This is a genomic window from Dysgonomonas sp. GY75, assembly GCF_015234155.1.
Classification (GTDB): Bacteria; Bacteroidota; Bacteroidia; order Bacteroidales; family Dysgonomonadaceae; genus Dysgonomonas; species Dysgonomonas gadei.
This window is the reverse complement of sequence record NZ_JADCLQ010000036.1, coordinates 709,636-731,492: the sequence shown is the minus strand read 5'-3', so window position 1 is coordinate 731,492 and position 21,857 is coordinate 709,636. Positions and strand designations below refer to the sequence as shown.

Annotated in this window: 12 protein-coding genes; 1 reads left to right on the top strand and 11 read right to left on the bottom strand. The window is 39.7% G+C overall.

Annotated features, from left to right (window positions below):
- Positions 1 to 12: 12 nt before the first annotated feature.
- From IR083_RS15035 to IR083_RS14985, 11 genes are all read right to left on the bottom strand, one after another.
- Positions 13 to 1,683, bottom strand: coding sequence for a glycoside hydrolase 43 family protein (locus tag IR083_RS15035; RefSeq protein ID WP_194224942.1), 1,671 nt, complete (start codon positions 1,681 to 1,683; stop codon positions 13 to 15).
- Between the two features lie 3 nt (positions 1,684 to 1,686).
- Positions 1,687 to 3,048, bottom strand: a complete 1,362-nt coding sequence (locus IR083_RS15030; RefSeq protein WP_194224941.1) for a right-handed parallel beta-helix repeat-containing protein — start codon at positions 3,046 to 3,048, stop codon at positions 1,687 to 1,689.
- The gene (locus IR083_RS15025; protein WP_194224940.1) at positions 3,045 to 5,780 is read right to left on the bottom strand and encodes a heparinase II/III family protein; all 2,736 of its coding nucleotides are present in this window, start codon (positions 5,778 to 5,780) and stop codon (positions 3,045 to 3,047) included. Before IR083_RS15025 ends, IR083_RS15030 begins: the two co-directional genes overlap by 4 nt.
- Before the next feature lie 11 nt (positions 5,781 to 5,791).
- On the bottom strand, positions 5,792 to 7,192 hold the full coding sequence (locus tag IR083_RS15020; RefSeq protein WP_194224939.1) for a glycosyl hydrolase family 28 protein: 1,401 nt from the start codon (positions 7,190 to 7,192) through the stop codon (positions 5,792 to 5,794).
- 4 nt (positions 7,193 to 7,196) lie between these two features.
- On the bottom strand, positions 7,197 to 9,131 hold the full coding sequence (locus IR083_RS15015) for a glycoside hydrolase family 127 protein (protein WP_194224938.1): 1,935 nt from the start codon (positions 9,129 to 9,131) through the stop codon (positions 7,197 to 7,199).
- Between the two features lie 5 nt (positions 9,132 to 9,136).
- Positions 9,137 to 11,125, bottom strand: a complete 1,989-nt coding sequence (locus IR083_RS15010; RefSeq protein WP_194224937.1) for a glycoside hydrolase family 97 protein — start codon at positions 11,123 to 11,125, stop codon at positions 9,137 to 9,139.
- A gap of 24 nt (positions 11,126 to 11,149) precedes the next feature.
- The gene (locus IR083_RS15005) at positions 11,150 to 12,757 is read right to left on the bottom strand and encodes a hypothetical protein (protein WP_194224936.1); all 1,608 of its coding nucleotides are present in this window, start codon (positions 12,755 to 12,757) and stop codon (positions 11,150 to 11,152) included.
- Positions 12,758 to 12,827: 70 nt separating this feature from the next.
- Positions 12,828 to 14,090: an alginate lyase family protein gene (locus IR083_RS15000; RefSeq protein WP_194224935.1), complete on the bottom strand. Its 1,263-nt coding sequence runs from the start codon at positions 14,088 to 14,090 to the stop codon at positions 12,828 to 12,830.
- 75 nt (positions 14,091 to 14,165) lie between these two features.
- A complete protein-coding gene (locus tag IR083_RS14995) occupies positions 14,166 to 15,548 on the bottom strand; it encodes an Ig-like domain-containing protein (protein WP_194224934.1) in 1,383 nt (460 codons plus the stop codon).
- 18 nt (positions 15,549 to 15,566) lie between these two features.
- Positions 15,567 to 17,294: a RagB/SusD family nutrient uptake outer membrane protein gene (locus IR083_RS14990; protein ID WP_194224933.1), complete on the bottom strand. Its 1,728-nt coding sequence runs from the start codon at positions 17,292 to 17,294 to the stop codon at positions 15,567 to 15,569.
- Positions 17,295 to 17,305: 11 nt separating this feature from the next.
- The gene (locus IR083_RS14985; protein WP_194224932.1) at positions 17,306 to 20,545 is read right to left on the bottom strand and encodes a SusC/RagA family TonB-linked outer membrane protein; all 3,240 of its coding nucleotides are present in this window, start codon (positions 20,543 to 20,545) and stop codon (positions 17,306 to 17,308) included.
- A gap of 576 nt (positions 20,546 to 21,121) precedes the next feature.
- On the opposite strand from IR083_RS14985, the gene IR083_RS14980 reads away from it, so the two are divergent.
- Positions 21,122 to 21,775: a helix-turn-helix transcriptional regulator gene (locus tag IR083_RS14980; RefSeq protein WP_194224931.1), complete on the top strand. Its 654-nt coding sequence runs from the start codon at positions 21,122 to 21,124 to the stop codon at positions 21,773 to 21,775.
- Positions 21,776 to 21,857: the final 82 nt, after the last annotated feature.

Sequence of the window (21,857 nt, the reverse complement as noted above, 5' to 3'; positions counted from 1 at the left end):
TACTTTATATTTTCACCTTTTTTCTATCCTGAACCAATCTATATCAATCCATGAACGTTGTGTCTTTTCTGTTTTATTTAAAATGAACATACCTGTTTTTGCTCCAATCCATTTTCCTTGTCTGGCAGTAAACTGTTCACCTGGCTTTTGAAATTTCTTACCATCTGTACTGTAAGAGAAAGAGCACATACCACCCTCTTTTACTGATGCCCGAAAATAGAATTCTGTATTTTCCAGTTTTGTATGGTAATTATATTTTATTTCAGTTTTCAGATTTCTCAGTGTAACTCTTGCGATTTCCTTTTCTTTGTTTTTTTGTTCAGCATCCTTACATTCTATTTGTTCCAGGTCATAACCATCTCTTGTTTTTACCAGAGCTATGTATGCATAATCCCAACCCATCATGATAAGGCCTGCTTTGTCTCCTTCATTTTGCAGTACTGCTGTTACTTTCATAGTAACAGTAAATTCCGGTGCTGTGATTTTTTGCATCAACAGGTTCGGGATATCCCAGAAGTTATTATAAAATATCGGGTAATATTGCCCGTACATTCTGTAATACCCCAAATTGGAAGCATATCCCCAGGTCTGTTGAGGATTGGCATGCCACGACCATTGTAAGCCCAACTTCGGAGTATTGAATTCATCACTTTCCTGAGGTGTTTGTATCGGATAAGTTTTTCCTACATTAGGTTTTTTATAAGACAATACAGGTTCACCACAATAATTTTTATCGTTAACGCCCATTACAGGCCAGTTATCTTTCCATGTTACAGGTTGCAGATGTATTATACGCCCGTATGCTCCCTTATCTTGAAAATGCATAAACCACCATTCACCAGTCTGTGTATCCACTAACCCTCCCTGATGAGGACCATTGATATCCGTATTACCTTGATAGAGAACTTTTTTCATTTCGTAAGGTCCGTATATATTTTTCGAACGGAGAGCTATCTGCCAACCCATTTCTACCCCTCCGGCAGGAGCCAGCAGGTAATAATATCCATCCTTTTTATAAAATTTGCCACCTTCGGTTGTATGGTTACCATGAAGTAATCCGTCATAAATAAGACTTTCCTCACTGATAGCCTTTGTTCCATCCTCATTTAATTCACAAAGGGTCATTACACTATTCATATTAGTGCGGCTCCCTGCCCAGGCATGAGTAAGGTATACTTTACCATCATCGTCGAAGAGCGGACTAGGGTCTATTCTCCCTTTTCCGGGAAGCACGAGTATCGGTTTATCCCATCTCCCGGATATATCCTTTGTCTTGACTACATAGATGCCAAAGTCAGGATCGCCCCAATAGATCATATATTCGCCTTTATGGTAGCGGATACATGGAGCCCATACACCTTTGCCATGCTGTGCTTTATCAAAGAAGTTTTGTAGTTCTATACCTTCCGTGTATAAGTCCTGAAGAGCATAGTTAATAATTCTCCAATTGATCAGATCTTTCGAATGTAATATCGGTAAGCCCGGCACACAGTTGAAACTGGAGGCTGTCATATAATAATCATCCCCTACACGGATAACGTCCGGATCGGAATAGTCGGCATAAAGTATAGGGTTCTTGTATGTCCCGTTACCCTGATCTGCTACCCAGACTTGCGATTTGTATGTTTGGGCATTGGATATCAGGCAAACCAACAGGTTTAATATGATGGCTATTCTTTTCATAGTTTATTTCAGATATTTTATAGTATTATTTTGCCCTTCGTCTTCTCCAATAGCGCCTATTGTTTCAATAATACAATCGCTTACCATAGGGCCGACAATGACCGGCATACCGGTTGTATTTTTAAATTGGAGTTTTGTGCATTTTCCCTCTCCATATGGAGACATTGCTTCTCCATGTTCGGGATGGGTATATCCTATCAGTATAGATAAAGGCTTTGTCCTATTCTTGCCTTTTGAAGATTTTAATATTATCTTATTATTATTTCCTTGAATGGTTGCCAGGGCATGGACAATTCTGTCCGACTCATCGGGTAATACTTCTATTTCAACATTCGCATTACTACCTTCCATAAATAGTAGAGGGCCATAGTTGGCATCACCTTTGCAATTCTTAGCCACAGCATTGTTTCCAAACCAAAAGCCTCTTTCTACGCCGATTACAGAACAATTTTCCAAAGTGACGCCTCCATTTGTGCGTAATTCGAATCCTCCGCGCGTGTTTTTTGCAACGCAGTTTTTGAAATGGATACTCTTATTTTGCCCGTATGTGCGGAAACCGTCTTCACAAAGGGACTTCATATAACCGGGAGTCACAATATATTTTCCTTCCCTGTTAGGAGTCCATGTCCGGAATTTAACATCGAAAGCAGGACCTGATGTTTCCTTTATTATTTCGTCTGTCGGACGGACTTCTCCCTCTACATAACAATCTTCAAAATATATATTACCCGCTTCTTTCTGGATGTAAAAGCCGTGTCCGAACGAACGCATAAAAAGTTTGCACCTGATTATTCGCGTATAACTGCCTGTGATAAGGAATCCGCTTTGCTTCTTATGCCTTATGACATCGGGACCTCCCTTACCGAACAAATCACCATAGCCATACGGAAAAGAACCCCGGACTGTAATATTAAAATCTTCTATCTTATTATTTTCTCCTGCTACTTCAAACGTGGCTCCCCCGGGAGAAAGGCCATTTCCTATGCAGGTTATTTTCAGCCCTTTTAGTATATTTCCATTTCCGGATACTATTATTTCATTTGTATGAATGGGGAACTTTAGCAGTTCCCGTAGTTTGGTATCTATTTCTATATGGACACCTTCAAGATTGAATGTATTATTATTCCCTTTGAAAGTAATATATTGAAAATCATTCCTTTTTAACTTGGCTTCTATCGAATCGGGGGTCAAATAGTCGGTTAATCTATATATACCCGGTTTCAGCTTGACATTATTATTACTTTCGTGAGCGTAATAAACTAATTCCTTCAGGCTGGAAATATGTACAGAGGCTGCTTGTACCCGGTTCAAGCAGAAGAAACCAACTGCCAGGATAGTTATCGATATAAATATGTTTTTCTTCATAGCTTTATCTTTTGATAAGTTGTCTTATCCTTATTAATTTGCTTACCTTTTTCTGTTTTTATTGTAACAGGCTTATCGCAGGTGAAGTAATATTCCCCGTTTTTATATTCGAGTACAGCATTTACTTTTTCAGCCGCTTCTATTTTAAAGCCTTTGCCTCCTACCAATGTTCCATTGCCTAAGAATAAGGTAAAATCATTACCTTTCTCACTTATTACTGCATATGTTCCGTTAACTGCCATATTGTTATAAACAACCATTTCGTCCTTTACCGAAGAAAAGATATAATCTGTCCTGCCTGATTTATTATTTACCACTAAGCCTACAAAATCGGGGGAAGCATCGTTTACATTAAATGATTCTATCGACCGGATGGATTTACCTTCTTTCTCGGTAGCCGGCTCAAATACCGATACAAACGGACGATTCCAGGCCTCGCCATATTGACGGGCTGCAATCGTCAGATATGGCGATTTATTTACTTCATACGGAAAGTCATTATTATTACGGAATGCTTTGCATGCCGGCGCTTTGATAGAGAATATTTCTCTGTTAGGATATCCCTTCATCCATAAATTCATATATATATGGTTGCCATCTGGAAAGCTCATTTTCCATACAGCCTGATAGTCCTCGTTTGTCTTTGCCGACTTCTTATCCCACATATAATCGAGGGCAAAAAGATGTCCTCCTGCAAAAGCCATTTCTTCGCTTGGTTGCAGGTTTAAATTTTCCCCTTTTATATTTTGGATAAAAAGTTCTTGTCCGAGATTATGATAGAAATAGTCATGGAACTTATCTCCATTACGTTGTTTCTTCGAGCGGAAGATATCGACATAATATCCTGTTGCCTCTCCTGTGCTGACAATGCTTAACAGGCGGTTCTGGTCGCTGCGGCTTTCGGGTTCTAAGAAGTATACATCCGAAAAGGTTATATTTTTGTAATAACCTTCTTTCTGATTGGATTCGGGATAACAGCTAAGTAAGTCGAAGGGGTGGTTGCTCAGCATTTCCGGATATTTGGATATACCGTCTACCATCACCGTATTGTGCGCAGGAAACTGTGAGTAGTATTCCAGGTATGGCTTTTCAAAATAGGTTGAACCGATACCTGATTCTGCCCCAAGTATATGGCCTTTGCCATACAGTTCCATGGCAACACCGTTGCTGTGGGCATGGTTTCCATACGAAGCGTATTGGGATATCATCAGACTATTTTGCTTGTCATCGTATTTATTGCGCTGCACAAACCAGCTTACATTCGGGGCGTAAAAGGTCTGTGTAATATAATCACCAGGTTTGCCTTTCTCTATGTTTTTATCTAAAGCAAGCGGCTTGCTTGTAAAGAATGATGCTACCTGCGGAGCTAACTTTTCCGGGGTACCCTGTTGTACTGCATTTGGTTCGAACAGCTTGTACATTTTAGTAAATAATATTTCATTCTCTTTGTCACCATACTTTTGAGCAATGCGCACCATATCGCTCATTGCTTCAGTATGCAATCCTCCATAATAGGTGTCACCGAATGCCGTAATCTGGTTGTTTGGAAACAGGTATTGAGGAAGCACTTTTACCGCCTCTACCATTACAGGGATATAGGGTAGTAAATTCTGATTGAAGGTATTATCGTAATCGCGGATAAAATTGGTCAGATCTTTAGTTACGCCCTGTGCATATCCGGGACATTCGTTCCATATACCTGTATCATAATCGTAGCCGTATTTCATAAAGTCAGTTAGTGACCATTGGCGGGCAGAGGTTTTATTCAGTATATAGTCTATATAATACTCTCGTCCTTTACCGTCTGCATAGGTTCTATTATCCTCTAGTACCATTGCCACTTTAAGAATAAACTTAGACTTATGCAGATTCCAGTTGTTATGGGGAACACCGTTTTTGATCGATATATCTATCCACTTTTTGAATGTTATGGCATATATATCTGTTTTATCACTATGTTTTGCTTGTATGTAAGGGTAGATGAAATCGTATAAATAAGCCAGTTCGTTAAGTATACGTTCCTGTATTACTTCGAATGTGGACATCCCTGCTAATGTCTGCGCATGTCCGTTACCTAAATCGACAGGCTCGGTACGGTAATGCATTCCCATCATATAAGTGTTGAACAGATCGAACGCAAATTTTGCATATTTTTCATCGCCGGTTATCCAATATACAAAAGCTGCATCTTTAGCAATCCGCATTATCTCTTCGTTTACACTTTCGATACTTCCTCCCGATACGTTTGATTGGTCAACCCATTCCAGAGGGCTGCTTTCTTTTGATGTATTACGGAAATAAACTCCTTTTGTATCGTCCATATAAGGGACAATATCTTCTATCTTGGGCCGGCTGAAAGGTGAACTCACTCCGCGTGTGCTGCCGAAACGAACAGTAGGAACGGGGGCTTCGCCGTCGGCATGGGAATAAACTCCTCCATTGATATATACTTGTGTCGCTTTACTTTTCCAGTACATCATCAGGCGGGAATAAAGCCAGTCGGGTTCTGTCTGTGTCCTCTCTACATAGGGGTTTATTCTGTCCAGTATACCTTGCATCACTTCTTTTGCCCATATATCTTCCTTTAGCTGCTTTTCCAATGTAGGTTTATAGCCGGGTGTGGTCATTAACCGGGGATGTGCCTGCGGCAGATTTGAGGGTAATGGTATTTGCTGTGCCGATAAATACGGATAAGTGATTAAGAGAAATATGGTGATAACTATATATTTCATTTTCCTGATTTTTATTTAAAGCGAATATTCTTAACAAACTCATTCTGACGGAAATAATCCAGATTGTTAATCCTTTTACCGTTTATGGTTATATTCTCAAAGGTTATGTCTTTTATTATCTGATCTTTACTTAGCCCCTCGAGTACACATAAACTCTCATTCGTGCCATTATAGGATATATTGCGGAACGTAACGTTTTCAATACCGCGTCCGGGTTGTTTATCATATTTCTCATTGAAACGAACCTTTATATACAGTAATCTTCCTTCCTGTATATTTTCCACCCTGATATCTTCACATAATACATTGCGTACCAGATTACGATCTCCTGCATCAATAGAGATACATCCCTGATAAGGAGGATCGTCCTCATCATGCTCTAAAATATCGACATTGCGGATCGTTATATTTTCCATCACCTCACCGGGATTATTGTTTGGGTCTCCATGTCCACCCATATTTATGGGATGAGCGATATCTGCCCATAGAGTGGAATTCTGCACAGTTATGTTGCTGCTTCCTCCGTAAAATTCCCATCTGTGGTTGTATAAGGCAATACAATCATCACTATTGCGCATAAAGACGTTATCTATCAGCACATCACGGCAGCACATCATATCAATACCGTCACTCCACCCCTGATTGCTGAATGATCTGAAATTGCGGATCGTTATTCCCGATGACTGGCCTCCGGCAATTGAGTAGTGACGCGGATTGATGGCTATTATATCATGAATCTGCACATTCTTGGAGAAGTTGATGGCAATACCTTGCGTTGGTTCCAAGATGAAACCTCGTCCACATATTTTCACATTTTCTACATTCTCGCATAGTAGTTTTCCATTCAGTACAGCCCCGCCTTCCAAATAAACAGTCGTATTCGATGGGATTTTGAAGACACCTTCATCACCGGTCGGTTTATGTAATCCCGCTTCAAAATACATAATTCCTTCCGTATCTTTTTGGGGCTTATCTGTCTCAATGGGGTTTGTGAAAATATGCAGATTGCGGAGGCGGTCTCCGTTAAATTCTACCGATAAGTTCTTGGGTGAATCAAGCATGAAAGTTATAACATTATCATTGATCTGTGGTATTATCCCTTTCGATAGCGGACGAATTACGGCCTTATTTATATCTCCGTTATTCTTCTGTACTTTGATCTCGACAGTACCATTAAAATCAAAATAAACCATCGATGCATCGGATTTCGTATCCATATCCACTTTCACGTTATACTCATACAGGTCTGTCCATTCCCGATCTCCCGGAACACGTACCTGCACGGTATAATCGTCATTATGCATCTTGTAATAAAGTTCTTTCGGTACAGAATGGGTTACAATCTGTGTGAAAGCGAGGTTATTTACGAATACCATTAAGAGTAATGTTGCAAACAATGATGTCTTTTTCATACTTTTATTTTAATAAGTCCCAATAAACTACATAACGCTGATGATGAATCCTATAGATAGGTTCTAAACGAACATTTTCTTTTTCTACATAAAAAGTCAAAGGATTTCCGGAAACTGATTTGATATATTGTTCCAGATTCTTTTTATCAAGTTTTAATCCTGTTTTCATACTGTCTGGCACATTATAGTCGTAAGTATAATAATCATTATACAACTCTGGGTTAGAGAAGGGTGCAGGCGCTTTCATCCCCTCTGTTCCCATTGTACCTGCCAGTACGAGAGGGCCGTACATAATTGCAGCCTTATCAGGATTATCATTTGTTTCAGTCAAATACAGGTGCATCGGGTAATGTACTTCAATTTTATCCCCATTCTTCCAGGTTCTGTCTATAGTGATATAGCCTGATGGAGATTGTTTTATCTTCATTTTTTTACCATTTACTTTTACCTCTACATTACTGGTCCATGACGGATAGCGCAGGTAAACAGGCATTTTTATATCTTTATCAGTAGTGACTGTCAAACATATGTTTCCCTCTTCGGGAAAAGCTGTTTCTTGTTTTATTTTTATTTCTTTTTCTTTCCACGTCAGTTCCGATGGAATAAAGAGATTTACATATAACCCGTTATTATCGTGATAGTAAATGGCTTCTCCGTATTTCGCATGGTTCTCAAAGCCTGTTCCTACACAGCACCAGAATGAGTTTTCGGGAGTGCTGTATACTTTATGCGCACCGGGAAGCATTGGCAGGAAATAAGCGACCATACCCGACTGAGGGTCTTGCTGTCCGAGAATATGATTGTATAAAGCCCTTTCGTAATAATCTGCATATTTCGCGTTTGCATCCCAACAGAAAAGATGCCGGGTAAGTTTCAGCATATTATTGGTATTACAGGTTTCCTGTGTGTAGCCTGTCAGGTTTTTAGAAATGCTGTCAGAGTGTATGAATTTTTCTTTATGGCTGTTTCCTCCTGTGCAATAGGTCTGATGATCTATTACTGTATTCCAGAAAAAGTTAGCTATGTCTTTTGAGCGTTCACTGTTATGCAGTTCGTAATTACGGGCTTCTCCTATTACTTTCGGTATAAATGTATTGGCATGTTTAAAATAAAGGTCGGCTTTATGTTCTGCCAAAGGATCTATTACATCTGCATGATAAAAGAATTCGGCTAATTTTTTATGCTCGGGATTTCCTGTTATCGCATACAAGTTATAAAAAGCTTCATTTACTCCTCCGAACTCGTTGCGAAGCATGAGGGCACGTTGTTCTTCACTAAGTGGCATTAGTTTCTGATATGCCCATGAAGCCGCTTTCTTCATTATATCGAGTGCTTCTTTGTTATCACAATAAAGGTATTGGTCGATGAGTCCTGCATATACTTTGTGCAACGTATACCATGGTGCCCAAACGCTTTTTCCTGCTATATTACGATTGATAAGGTTTTCGGGATAAGCGCTGATATATCCTTTCTGTCCGTTCTCTATTAATATATCCTGTACTTCTGCTAATCCTGCCACAAGGCTATCCGCTTTTATCTTATATCGTTCATCTCCTGTGGATGCATAGAGATAAGCCAAACCAGACATAATATGCCCTATGGAATGTCCACGGAGTTCACAATCAAGAGATTCCCATCCGCCAAGTTTCTTTATGGTCATATAGCCCCCTTCGCGCCCGGCATAAACTCCTGCTGTATTGCGGAAACTATGAAGAAGCCTGTCTACACCGAGCGATAATATCCATTTGGATTCACGTTCCATGTTTTGCCTGAACGGAGAATCTAGTAAACGGACATCTTTCAGATCAAAACTAAAGGCTTTGACCTCTCCATTCAGTGGTTGTTTTATTTTGTCTAAATGTTGCCCCGGATAAACAGATTGAGCATTTATCGAGAGTTGACAAAAAAGTGATAATATTATTATATATATTTTCTTCATATTATTTATAGTATCTGATCCTTTTTATATGCCTTGTATTTCTTGATATCCTCTTTCGTTGCGGGAGTAAAATGTATGGCACAACCACCGCTTGCTTTTAGCCGGAATTGCAGACTGAAGGTATTGTCTACTATCAGCCGGGTTACCCTTACTTTTGTTTTTGTTTCTATCTTATCGTCATCCGTGTAGATGTTGGCTATGTATTTTTGTCCTTTGTCTAGGAAAGAGAGGGGAGTAGTAATATTGCGAGCCTCGTTATTTCCTAGTGTACCTAAAGACCAATCTTCGCCACTACGGCGCGCAATCGTAACAAATTCCCCTATATCTCCATCTATTGCTTTCGTATCGTCCCAGACTGTTTTTACTTTGTCAAAGAACTCTATTTCGGGTTCTCCGGTGTATGCCGATGGCTGATCGTACCAGTACAGGAACTGTAACGGGCTGTAATAAACGGCAGCCATTGCCAGTTGATGGGCATGAGTTGTTTTTATCCTGTTGTTGTAATAACAAATTGTATAATCCCCCGCGCCTGCAAGAAAACGTGTAAACGGCAATATCGTATTATGTGTTGCATCCGGCATTTCCTCATTTCCTCGAATTCCTTCCTGAGTCATAAGATTGGGATAGGTACGGCTGAAGCCAGTGGGACGGTATTCATCGTGAATATCAATCAGCATTTCATATTCGGCACATTTTCTTACGGCATCATGCAGCCATGTAGACCAATGCTGATTGCCGATTTGAACGAATCCAAACTTTATACCTTTTATTCCCCATTTCTTATAAAGCGGCAGTATATCATCCAATTGCTGTACAAGTGCCCTTTGATTGACATATACCATCAAGCCGATTCCTTTCGATGAAGCATAAGCAGTCAATGAAGGAATGTCAAAATCCCTGTTTTTGGCAACTGTTGTAGCATCTGAACTCATACTTATTTCGGGTCCATACCAGCCTGCATCGATGTGAATATATTGAAGACCTCTTTCTGCCGCAAAGTCAACACATTTTTTAGCATCTTCCTGTGTCAGTTTAGCAACACGTATTACTTTTCCGGGTTTTATCCATGAGGTATCTTTTATCTTATTTTCGGGATTAAGATTTAATATTATATCGTTGTTAGCTATCAGGTCGGTTGCCTTTTCTGCTGCCATAATTACACGCCAAGGAGTGCTATATGGAGTGATAACGTCCACTGAACTATATAATGATGCCTGTAATGTATTTGCTTTTTTATCATTCAGTCGGAATTTCATACGGGCATAATCGATCATTTCTGCTTCGGCAAGAGCAACTGTTAATCCATTTTGCAGTTTCATCGTTAAAGGGCGCTCGCACTCGTCTGTCCAGTCTTTCAAAGGCAAAAGCGAATATGGCCCTTGTGCCCAGCGCTCATAATATGCCATTGTACCTTCGGGTAATGTGAACTGTGTTTGTTCTCCGGTTATATGAAGGAATAATCCGTTTGTTGCTTCAGGGAAGTGATAACGGAACGCAATTCCGTCGTTATAGGCACGGATAATAAAGTTCATCATATAGTACCGGCGTTTGTCGTACCCCCCTTCATGTTCTCCTGTATTTTCACCGGATTTGAAGAATTTGAGAGTTAATTCATTGTAATGGTCTCGAATAGTAGCATGTTCTCCGTATACAGGTTTCCATACAGTATTTACATTATTTTCAGTTTTTCCTGTGAGGGTAAGGTTTTCTCCCCATATTTTAAAAGTATCGTTTGGGATAGCTAATGCTGATTCAAATAGTTGATTTTCTATTAATACACCTAGCTCTGATTCCTCGATAACGGTTTTGTTATTATATGAGAGGGTATAATAGAGCTGTTTTTTCCCTTTCGGAAATTCTTTCTGATAAGTATCGAAGATATACTTACCGTCTGGAGATGTTACCTGTGACCGGGTAGACTCTATAATGATTTGAGCTTGCAGCCCAATTGTGAATAAACAAAACAACATTAAAATATTCAGACCTTTTTTCATGGTTTTTATTATTCCTTTATATTATTAATATTCTATATTAAACGATCTTTCAACGGGTTCAGCTGTTTGTACCTTAGCTCCTGTGTTGCGTCCATATTGCCATGCCACGACCGTAACTTTTACAGGATACTTGGCACGAGGAGGGATCTTGTTTATAATCAGTTTATTGTATTCAATTTTTACAGGGCCTTCTTTTACATAATAATAGACAGGAAGTCCACTGTCAGAGACCGCATTAAGTTTTATCGGTTTACTATCTCTATGTATATTCTTTATCGGTTCGAATTCAATAACTTGCTTTTTACCATCTTTATTCGGATATGGTATTTTTATATTGATTTGTTGTACAGCACTTTTATACTCTTTATCTCCAGAGTTAGAAGCTAATAACCAGATGTCGTTTGTTCTTCTCTGATTATTCAGGCCCATATGATAGAAACGGACCGTAAATGTCGTATCATTTATTTTTTCAACAGGGCCGCAAATTCGGTCTACTCTAATGTTCCCATTTGCAGAACGATTGGTTGATGGGCGTATTTTTGATGAATCCACAAATAATGGTGATATATGGAAAGTCAGACCGTCATTTTCAGGTTCGAATTCCATGCTATATCCCGCATGCGTATTTTGATAATTAATAAATTTTCCCTTCTGCGTAAATCCTATATATTGATTCTTTTTGTTCCTTTCATTTGCGTAATATTCTTCTGTCTGGTCAGCCATCTCTTTATCGAAATACCAAAACGCATCATGGCTATCTCCCTTATATTCTGAAAAAGGAGTTGTTTGTGCACGTTTTTTATGATCAGGGCGCCAACGTTCGGCAAGCCATCCTTTTTTTATATCGACTTTCCTTAGTTCAGTGGATTTATCTAATGGTTGTTTTTCAGGTAAACGATATTGCGCTGCTTTTCTTAAAAACAGGGAGATGTAATTTACAACCTCATCAGATACATCGAAATGTCCGTGTCCGGCATCGCAAAGAAAAGAGATACAGCTTTCGGGATACATCATCCTGAATGCCAGAGCCGGATTTACCCTTGCTTCCCACCATTCATATTCTCCTTCAATCATCAATCCCGGAATGCCATCGATATTGCGGGTTCTCCCCCACTCAAGGTTCTCCCCTCCGTAACCCGTCAGATTTGTGCGTGGGGCATCTCCATGATATGAAATAATCGCCAATGTCCGATCCGGATTCCATGCTGCGAAATTCCATGGGAATGTGGCCATAGCAGAGTGTCCGAGAGGAACGATTGGTGCATTACTCAATTCGGAATAGCCACTAACATCAGCCAGATTATTTAGCATGACATCAAAATATTTCTGACAGCCATTTGCTACATCCCAGGACTGATCTATCCCAGGAGTTATCCATATGATTGCAAATCCCAGATCAGCCATCGTTTTTCTGAAAGTTGGGTGCTCGAATATTGGTTCTTCGCACATATTATGCTGTCCGACTACGATGGTTCGTACTTGTTTGCAATCGGACGGTATCCATAAAAAAGCTTCGGGGCAGGCATTCGTTTCCGGGGATACATAATCCCTGATCTTTACAGACCATTGCCATTCAGACGCCTGCATGTTACCAATAATTGATATAAAGATTATAAAAATTAGCTTTCTCATGTTTTCCGGTACGATAAAATTTAAATTCAGAAGCCTCTCTTATAAAAAGAGGCTTCCGGTCAATGCTTATTTATTCCTGAGTATACATTAGTGTACCAAAGCCCATTTGGTCATATCCTCCACTATTTGGGCCATAGTTGCCTCCACCACCTTCAGGTCTCACTTTTTCTGCAAATTTCTGAGACCATGGAGCAGAAATCTTTTTCACCTTTGCGTAGTGGTTGTATATGAGTTCCCATGCAGGACGTAGTGTTCCTCTTCCTACATTTGAAATAATTGTATGCGTTTCACCTTCACAATTTGTATATTTGGTAAAAGGCATATCCGTATCTGCAATAGTTGTATCTACATTATACATGGCTGTATATTCGCATAGAGCCAATAACTTATTATTATCATATGCAAAAAAGTCTACCCCGATATTGTAAGCCATCTGGCAGAATGCTCCATACAACGAAATCACCAATGTTGCGTGCCCCTGGTCACGTCCCGATTCCTGTCCTTGCCCTAATACCTGTCCATTAAGTGTATGTAGTGATGTTACAGCCTGATTGATACCGCCGTTTCCTGCACCTTTTTTAAAATAATTGAGATTATAATTTATCTTCTCCTTATCGTCACACAGGATACCTATTGCAAGGCCTGATGCCATGTTACAAACATCCCAGTTGGTCCAGTAGTGCGAAATACATGTTCCATTATGCCTTTCCAGGAAATCTTTGTTTAAAGGATAGAACAGATCTGATAACCATGTCTTGTATGCATTGAAATCGGCAGCAGCCCAACCTGAATAATCTCGAAGAATTTCAGCAGCATTGGCAAATTGATAACCATATATACCCGCAGCCAGGTATTTGTTAGAGTCGCCATTGATAGATTTACAAGTGGTAGCCCATGCGTTTAGGATTTTAACAGCAGCGTCTGCATACTTATCGTCTCCGGAAATTTTCCATCTTAAACCGAGTTGGTATGCAGCTGCAACATCATACATTGCTTTACTGTAATTGTCGGCTTCAGGTTCTTCTTTTGATCCTCCGCCTCTGATCAATTTTGCAACAGGATTAGCTGTATAGGTCTCCTGTGCCTTATCATTTGCAATTAATATGTTCCATCCGTCAGTCCAAGGTTGTGCATTCGCATTAACTTTTTCTTTTACACGTTTGAAATCGGCAGCGGTGTGAAGCATGCAGGGGTGCGATAGTTTCACATCGAACTCTTCAACCGGATCGGGCCAGCTGTCAATATCAGTAGTTCCGTCTTTTATTTCACTACTACATGCTCCAAAGGTTGTAGTGGCGATAAACATTAATGAATATATAAATATTTTTTTCATGATTACTTTATTTTTTGTAATGGTCGGTTATACGTAACCGGCCGTCAATAGACCGGTTACATATCTTATCTGGATTTATTCGGCAGCAAGAAATGCATTCAAGTCCACTTCATCTTTAAATGTCCTGATCCAGTATATGTCGTATGTACCGTTAGAATCCTCCAGAGGGAAGTCAGCCATTTTGAACTGGAAAGTAGAGAATGGAAATAAGCCTGTAGCTAATGCCGGTATTTTTGCGGTCATATCATAATAGTAAACAGGTGTTTTATCTTTCGCTGTTTTTATTCCAGTCTGATTAGGTCCTCCACTATTGACATTCCCTTCGGATGTGACGGCTACGGCATCCCATTTACGGCTGCCTGATGATGGCATAGTTCCTTTTATAGCAAGAATAGGACGGCTGCCTCCAAAAGAAATTGGCGACTCACTATATTTAATATCTGCACGCCATTTTGTCCCTTTAGACATAGTTACAGTCATCTTTCCGTTCGCTATTACCGAACTTGCTCCTGAAGTAACAACTGACCAACCTTTAAAACCATCCGTAGCATCCCATTTATACCATCCCGGATCTACTGTTACGGATACACTCGATTGATAACCGGTTTCTATACATTTGGCTGTAATCTCAACAGGACCAAACCCAACCGGGGTGAGTAATCCTTTATCTACCTTAAGTATACTTTCATTACTAGATGTCCACTCAACTGAACCCAGAGTTGCATCAGCCGGGGTGTAAGTCACATTCAGCATAACAGGAGCATTAATACATAGCAGATCATTATATGGTTGTATCTCAACTTTCTCCGCGGAAATATAAGCAATAATTGTAAGATCATAACTGGCCGATACTTTACTTCCATCATGTGTGCGGGCTGTGATTGTAACATTTCCCGCCTTAACACCTGTAACTATTCCTTTGTCAGAAACTGTTGCAACAGAAGGATTGCTGCTTTCCCATGTGAGGTAGTCATAAGTATGATCTGCGGGGGAAATCGTATATTTCAAAGGAAGATCATCTGTTTCATAGATGGAAGTCTCTGTATTTGAAAATGTAATATCGGTGGCTTTTATAATTGACGATACAATTTTTACAGGAATAGACTTTACTGCATTTGTTGCACCAAATCCAATACCGGGAGCAATAGTTATCACAGCTTCACCAACTGATACTCCTGTAATTTTCCCATCTTGCGATACTGTAGCCACAGATTCATCCGAAGATTTCCAGATGATACTTTTATCTTTCAGTTCGGCAGGACTGACAGTCCATTTCAAAACAGAGTCCATATTAACTGCCAGGAATAAAGTCTCTGATTTAAAATTGTCAATAGATATTTCATCAATCAGTTTTGCTTCAGGCATTCCTGTTGTGTAATCTTTATCCTCGCAAGATGTAAGTAGTATACATCCTGTAAATAGTAGCATTAACGCTGTATATAATTTAAGCTTTTTCATAACTTGCATTTTTGTTAATTAATTTCCCCAACCCGGATTTTGTCCCAAATTTGGATTCAAACGTTTTTGATCGGCCGGAATAGGGTATAAGTAATTCTTTTCTGCCCATTTACGTCCATTTTCAATAATCAGGCATCCTTCTGCATTCCTGCTATAACCTGGATTTGAATATACAGTCTGAAATTCTGTTCCTTCCCATTTAATACCTATGAAATCCATCGGCATTTCAGTTTCTGCTGTTTTCCAGCGCTTCAGGTCATCTATACGGAAACCTTCATTATATAACTCTATAGTACGTTCGCGACGGATCTCTGTACGCATGTTTAAGCCGTTTACACTCACCAGATCATTTGACAGTTTTGGCATTGATGAATTTACACGCAGACGTACCAGATTGAGAGATATATCCAGATCCTGATCTGAAATAGCATCGTCTCGTTCAAACAGAGCTTCGGCGTAGTTCAAAAGGACCTCGGCATACCGTATGATCGGGTAGTCATATCCTTCATAATTTGTATTTACCTTTCTTTCCGTACTCCATTTCTGGTTTGCATAACCGCTTCCGCTACCGGGTTTAAAGTCTTTGATACTGGCAGAAGCAAGATCGGCTTCATCTCCCGACCAGGTAACACGAGGGTTTTCATTGCTCCAAAAAGTATCGTGGGGCCTGGCTAATGTATAACGCATGCGGTTATCCCGGTTTTGGAATTCAGAATCGATCTTTGTATATCCCTGGAAACGAGGATTTGTTGTACTATTGTATTCAATAGGTAAACCATTATCACATAAATACATATTTACAAATTTACGGGAAACTTGCTGAACATTGATGAGGCATTCTTTTGTTATATTCTTTCCGATAGGAGATAATGTCTCATCATGACGACGAGCGAAAATGTACTCTTTATTCGCACTTTTCTGTAATCCGGCCGGATTTGATTTAACATCTTCCAGTATGAACATATATTTCTGCACACTATCACCTAATATAGCAGGCTTGAATAATTCGAAGTTCCTGCTGTCGATAACCTGTTTAGCTGCCTTTGCTGCAATGTCGAGCAATTCTTTACCACGAGCAGTATTTCCACGCGACTTTTGCCATGTGCCTTCATATAGTGCCACTCTGGACAAGAAGGATAATGCTCCTTCACTTCCTATCCTGCCGTTTTCAACAGAAGCGGTAGCGGGTAGTTTTAAAGCTGCATCCTGCAAATCCGCAATCATAAAATCCACAACTTCGCTGCGATTGTTGCGTGCAACATAAAGTTCAGGATCAGTAATATCCAATGGTTTATCTGTGACGATCACATCTCCGAATAGCTGTAAGAGATCGTAGTAGCAATAAGCCCGGAAAAATCTGGCTTCGCCAATATACTGGGCAATGTCTACTTGTTTAGCATAAGTCTCCGCATTTTTCAACAATAGATTGGTCCGGCGGATTCTCTTATAAGCATCATTGTAATTATTATCCGTTTCTGTCAGGCCGTTTGTACCCAGTCTGTATACATTGTTCTTATCGTTACTGTCCAGTATGATATCTGAACGTTTGTCGGAATGGGGAGCATCATATACACTGCTGGAGAAGTCTCTTGTCCAACCATAGAACTGATTTGCAAATAGTTTGAAATCGTTTGGCCTTTGCCACAGATTTGTTTCTGCTAACTGATCTTTAGGATCCAGGTCCAGGCACGAATGAGATACCAGTCCTATAATGATAGTAAGTAAAAATATATAATATTTTCTCATTGTTTCAAATTTTAAAATGTGATGTTAGTTCCGAAAGTTAAGCTTCTTGTAAACGGATAACGCTTCAAACCATTACTGTTTTCACCGGTTTTACTGATTGCTTCAGGGTCCCAGCCATCATTAATTTTGGAATGTTCCCACAAATCGGTACCTGTAATATAGACACGGACTTTACTTAAAACTTTTGTTTTTGCTATCAGCGAAGCAGGAAGAGTGTATCCCAGCGTAATATTCTTCAAGCGTAAATAGGATCCATCTTCAGCAGACCATGATGAAGGAAAATAGTTGTAATCATTAAGTGAGCCGTTATTGGTATATTGCGGATAGCGTCCATTCGGATTTTCCTGACTCCAAACCTTTCCTATAGAATGAGTGGATGAATTCATGTATACTGCACGCATAGGTATGCGTAAAGGACTATCACGCATTATAGTACGTTTTCCTACACCCTGTAATATAGCAGATAGGTCAAATCCATTCCATTCTATTCCCATATTAAATGAGAATGATATTTTAGGATCGTCTGTACCGAGATATACAAGGTCTTCGACAGTTATAGCTCCATCGCCATTCACATCCTCAAACATATTGTCTCCCAGGCGCAGACTACCCAATGCATTTGCAATCAGAGGACTATTCGATTTATATTTGGCTACATATTTATCCAATTGTTCCAATGTCTGAATTTTGCCACAATAGCGTAATCCGAAAACTGAATTTAGGGAATAACCTTCTCTATCCGATTTTATTCCTTGGCCAAGAGCGGCGTCTCCTCCATTGTCTGTCAGCTTGGTATTAGCATAAGTATATGTTGCACCCAGATTGTAGCGTACATTGCCAATCTTGTCTGACCAGGTAAAACTGCCCTCGAATCCATTCCCCTTAAATTTACCCGCATTATGTTGAGGCGCTTCGTCTCCTAATATTGAAGGATAAGCATTTCTAACAAGCATATTGTTATTCTTTTTCCAGAAATATTCAACAGTACCGTTTAATCTTCCTCCGAAAAAGCCAAAGTCCAGCCCTATATTATAATTGTGTATTCTTTCCCATGTACGGTCCTGGCTAACTAACTTACCATTAGTGTCTATGTAAGTAACCTTCCCATTCCCGATTAATGCTCCGGAACCCGAATATGCATTATATAGCTGTACTCCGTCATAAAGATCGATTCCACTTTGATTTCCTACGTTTCCGTATGAAGCTCTCAATTTCAAATTACTAACATAATTGCTTAGATCTTGCATGAATGCTTCCTCCGATATACGCCATCCGGCAGAGGCTCCCCAAAATGCAGCCCAACGGTTATCCGATTGAAATTTGGAAGAACCGTCGTAACGGAACTGACCTTCCAGCATATATTTACTTTGAAAAGTATAATTGATCCTTCCAAAATATGACATGATGGCCTCCTGATTCTTTTTGGCCCTGTCATCCTTATTATCGGGATTTATTATCCATGATGTTCCTTCTCCATTTGGAATTTCCAACCCCGGCATTACATTATCAGTACGGCTGTATGAATATTCATACTCTTTCATATTGTATTGTGCACCACCCATAACTTTTATGTCATGATCTTTTGCAAAAATACGGCTCCATTCCAGATATCCCGACAGAGAGTAAAAATCTGTTCTGGAATTTGTTTTTGTATAGAAGCTTTTATCTTGAGTGGGGGCAGTTCTAATAACACGTGTCCCGGCATAATTATACCAATCAATTGATTTTGATACAATATCGCGTGTGGATGTTGATGTATTATAACCCAGTGTTGCGACTGCTTTTAAATCTTTTGTTAAAGAATAGTTGAACGATTCGCTTATATTAATAGCTGAAACTTTCAGTTTGTTTTCTCCTCCAAGTTCAGCATACCAGTTAGGAGCACCCCATGTACCCCATGCATATGGTTTACCATCGACAGTAGATGACGGGAATCCCGGCTGCTGGATGGAAGTGGCTAAAACGGAACCAACTTGAGAGGGAGCCACCTGGTCCTGGCGATTATATGCTATAACCGATTCGAGCGAGAGGGCATTCGTCAATTTGAACGAGTTGCTCAGGCGGAAGTTGTAACGATTGTTATTGTTTTCTCCCCATTTCAGGTTACTGTCGTCGTACATATAACCCAAAGACGCGCGATATGTGGCTTTATCTCCTCCACCCGATATACTCAGTTCATGTTGTGTAGAAGCTGCTGTCCCCCACATAATATCGTTCCAATTGGTATCGAAAAATACATAATCGGCTACATCGGTGAAAGCACCGGATATAGGGTTACTTGCATGATCGAGGTTGATATAGCTTCCTTTATTGGCTAAAGCCAGTTTTGCATATCGCATCCATACATCATCGTTATTATAGCCATCATTAGTCCGTGCCTGTATTACAGCGTCAGCCCATTGGGAGAGACTCATCATTTCCGGCATTAATCCTACAAATTTTGCAGAGACTGAGCCGTTGTATTCTACCCGGGTTTTACCGCCTTTGGCTTTTTTTGTTTGAACCAATACAACACCTCCGGCAGCCTTACTACCATATATAGATGCAGACGCGTCTTTAAGGAAGTTGATAGATTCTATATCCGATGGATTTAACAGGCGAAGTTCATTGGCACTCTCATATTCTATTCCATCGATGATGATCAAAGGCGATGTCGCATTCCTGGATACAGCTCCACGAAGGCTCATGCTCCAGCTTTCGTCACCGGGAGCCGATGAGGAGCGAGTAATAATGACACCGGGAACTTGTCCTTGCAAAGCCTGTAAAGGACTTGACAGGGTTCCTTTGTTTTCCATGGCTTTTCCGTCTACCACGGCAACAGAACCTGTTAGTGTCTCTTTCTTCTGAGTGCCATAACCAACTACCACTACTTCGTCCAAGAGTTGATTATCTTCTTCTAACACGATGTCAATATTTGTTTTGTTTTGGATATCGACGATTTGTTCTTTGAAGCCAATAAAGCTAAATCTTAGCTGTGTAGCTCCCTGAGGCATATTTATTGTGTATGCTCCGTCGATGTCGGTCATCGCGCCCACGGTGGTTCCTGTGACAGTTACAGAGACACCGATAAGAGGGTCACCAACTTTATCGGTAACTTTTCCTTTGATCGTCCGGTTTGTTTGATTTACGGACAGATTCTCATTAGAATAATTTGCATGCAGGAAAGAATTGCATATACTGCATAGCATAAAGGCAGCGGTGAGTAATGCAATTTTGTTTTTCCGGAATTTAGAATTAGGTTTTACATTCATATTTCCATGTATTTATTATTTAATTATTATGATTTATCAGATTACTATATCAAGATAGTAAATAGGGAGTCAATTTCTAAGGTATCATTCAGGTTAACTTTTTATATTTATTATATTCATATTTTTCGTTAGGGATCTTTCATGATAGTTTATGGTTTATTCTGTTTTGAGTATTTGTTAACGAAACAAAAATACTTAGAGTAAATCTTATTTTATCCTTTTTAAGAGGCTTAATAAGTCCTGAAAAAATATTTCGGATTTGATTGCCTGAGTGCAAAATTATTTATGGACTCCTTTTTGCATGCTGTTTACGTTATAATCTAAGAAGCTGTTTGAGTTATAACGGAGTAATTTGACTATTATAAGCGTAGTGTTTCGGTGCAGCCGACGGAAGGAGGCCGCCGCAGCGCGAAGCTTCTGCCACTTACCTCTAAAATGTTAAAATTTTGTATGGGTAGGAATTCTGTTTATCTATAAAGAAACTAATTAGCAAATTAGCAGATTTGTAAATAGCGCAAAGCGATATACCCGGAATTCATTTGCTAATATGCTAATATTCAAATTAAAAAATTTATTATGGCAAAGTACAGTACAGAATTGACAGAAAAAATTGTAAACCTGCTTGAAGACGAATTTTTCACCGTATCACAGGTATGTAAGGCAACAGGCATCAGCCGTGAGACATATTATTGCTGGATGAATACCAGAGGCGATTTCCGCAGTGAAGTGGAACAGGCGGTAGCGCGCCGCGAAGCCGAACTGATGACGATGATGCATGCTTCGCTGAAAAAGAAACTTGAAGGCTATTACACCACGGTAGAAAAAGACATCTATGTCCCCGATGGGCATACAGGCGAACTAGTCTTCAAGCAAAAGACTGTTACGAAAAAGGAATGCCCGCCCGATCTGCGTACGATAAAGATGCTGCTTGACAGACAGGATAAGAGCCGGCAAGGAGAGGAGAAGTCCGCTAAAGAATGCGTAATGAAGAGTAAACCCGAAACTCTGAAGAAAAGAGTAGAACCTGAAAAAGAAATTATACTGAATCCGGCGGAAGAAATATTGGAAACCTGCGCGGAGGCCATCACAGAGTTCCCCCCAAAAAACGGACATATAAAAAAGGATATGCAAGTACTTACATCTTCACAGAAAAGAAAGGCCGAACACAAAAAGAAGAAAAATATGACGACTGAAAAAATTAAGAAAACTGTCAGATGTGTCAGGTTTTAACAAAAACAGATAAGTGATATAATTCAAACAGCTTCTTAAAAACCGACCGCAAATATTGTAATCAGTGAAATATTTCTTACTT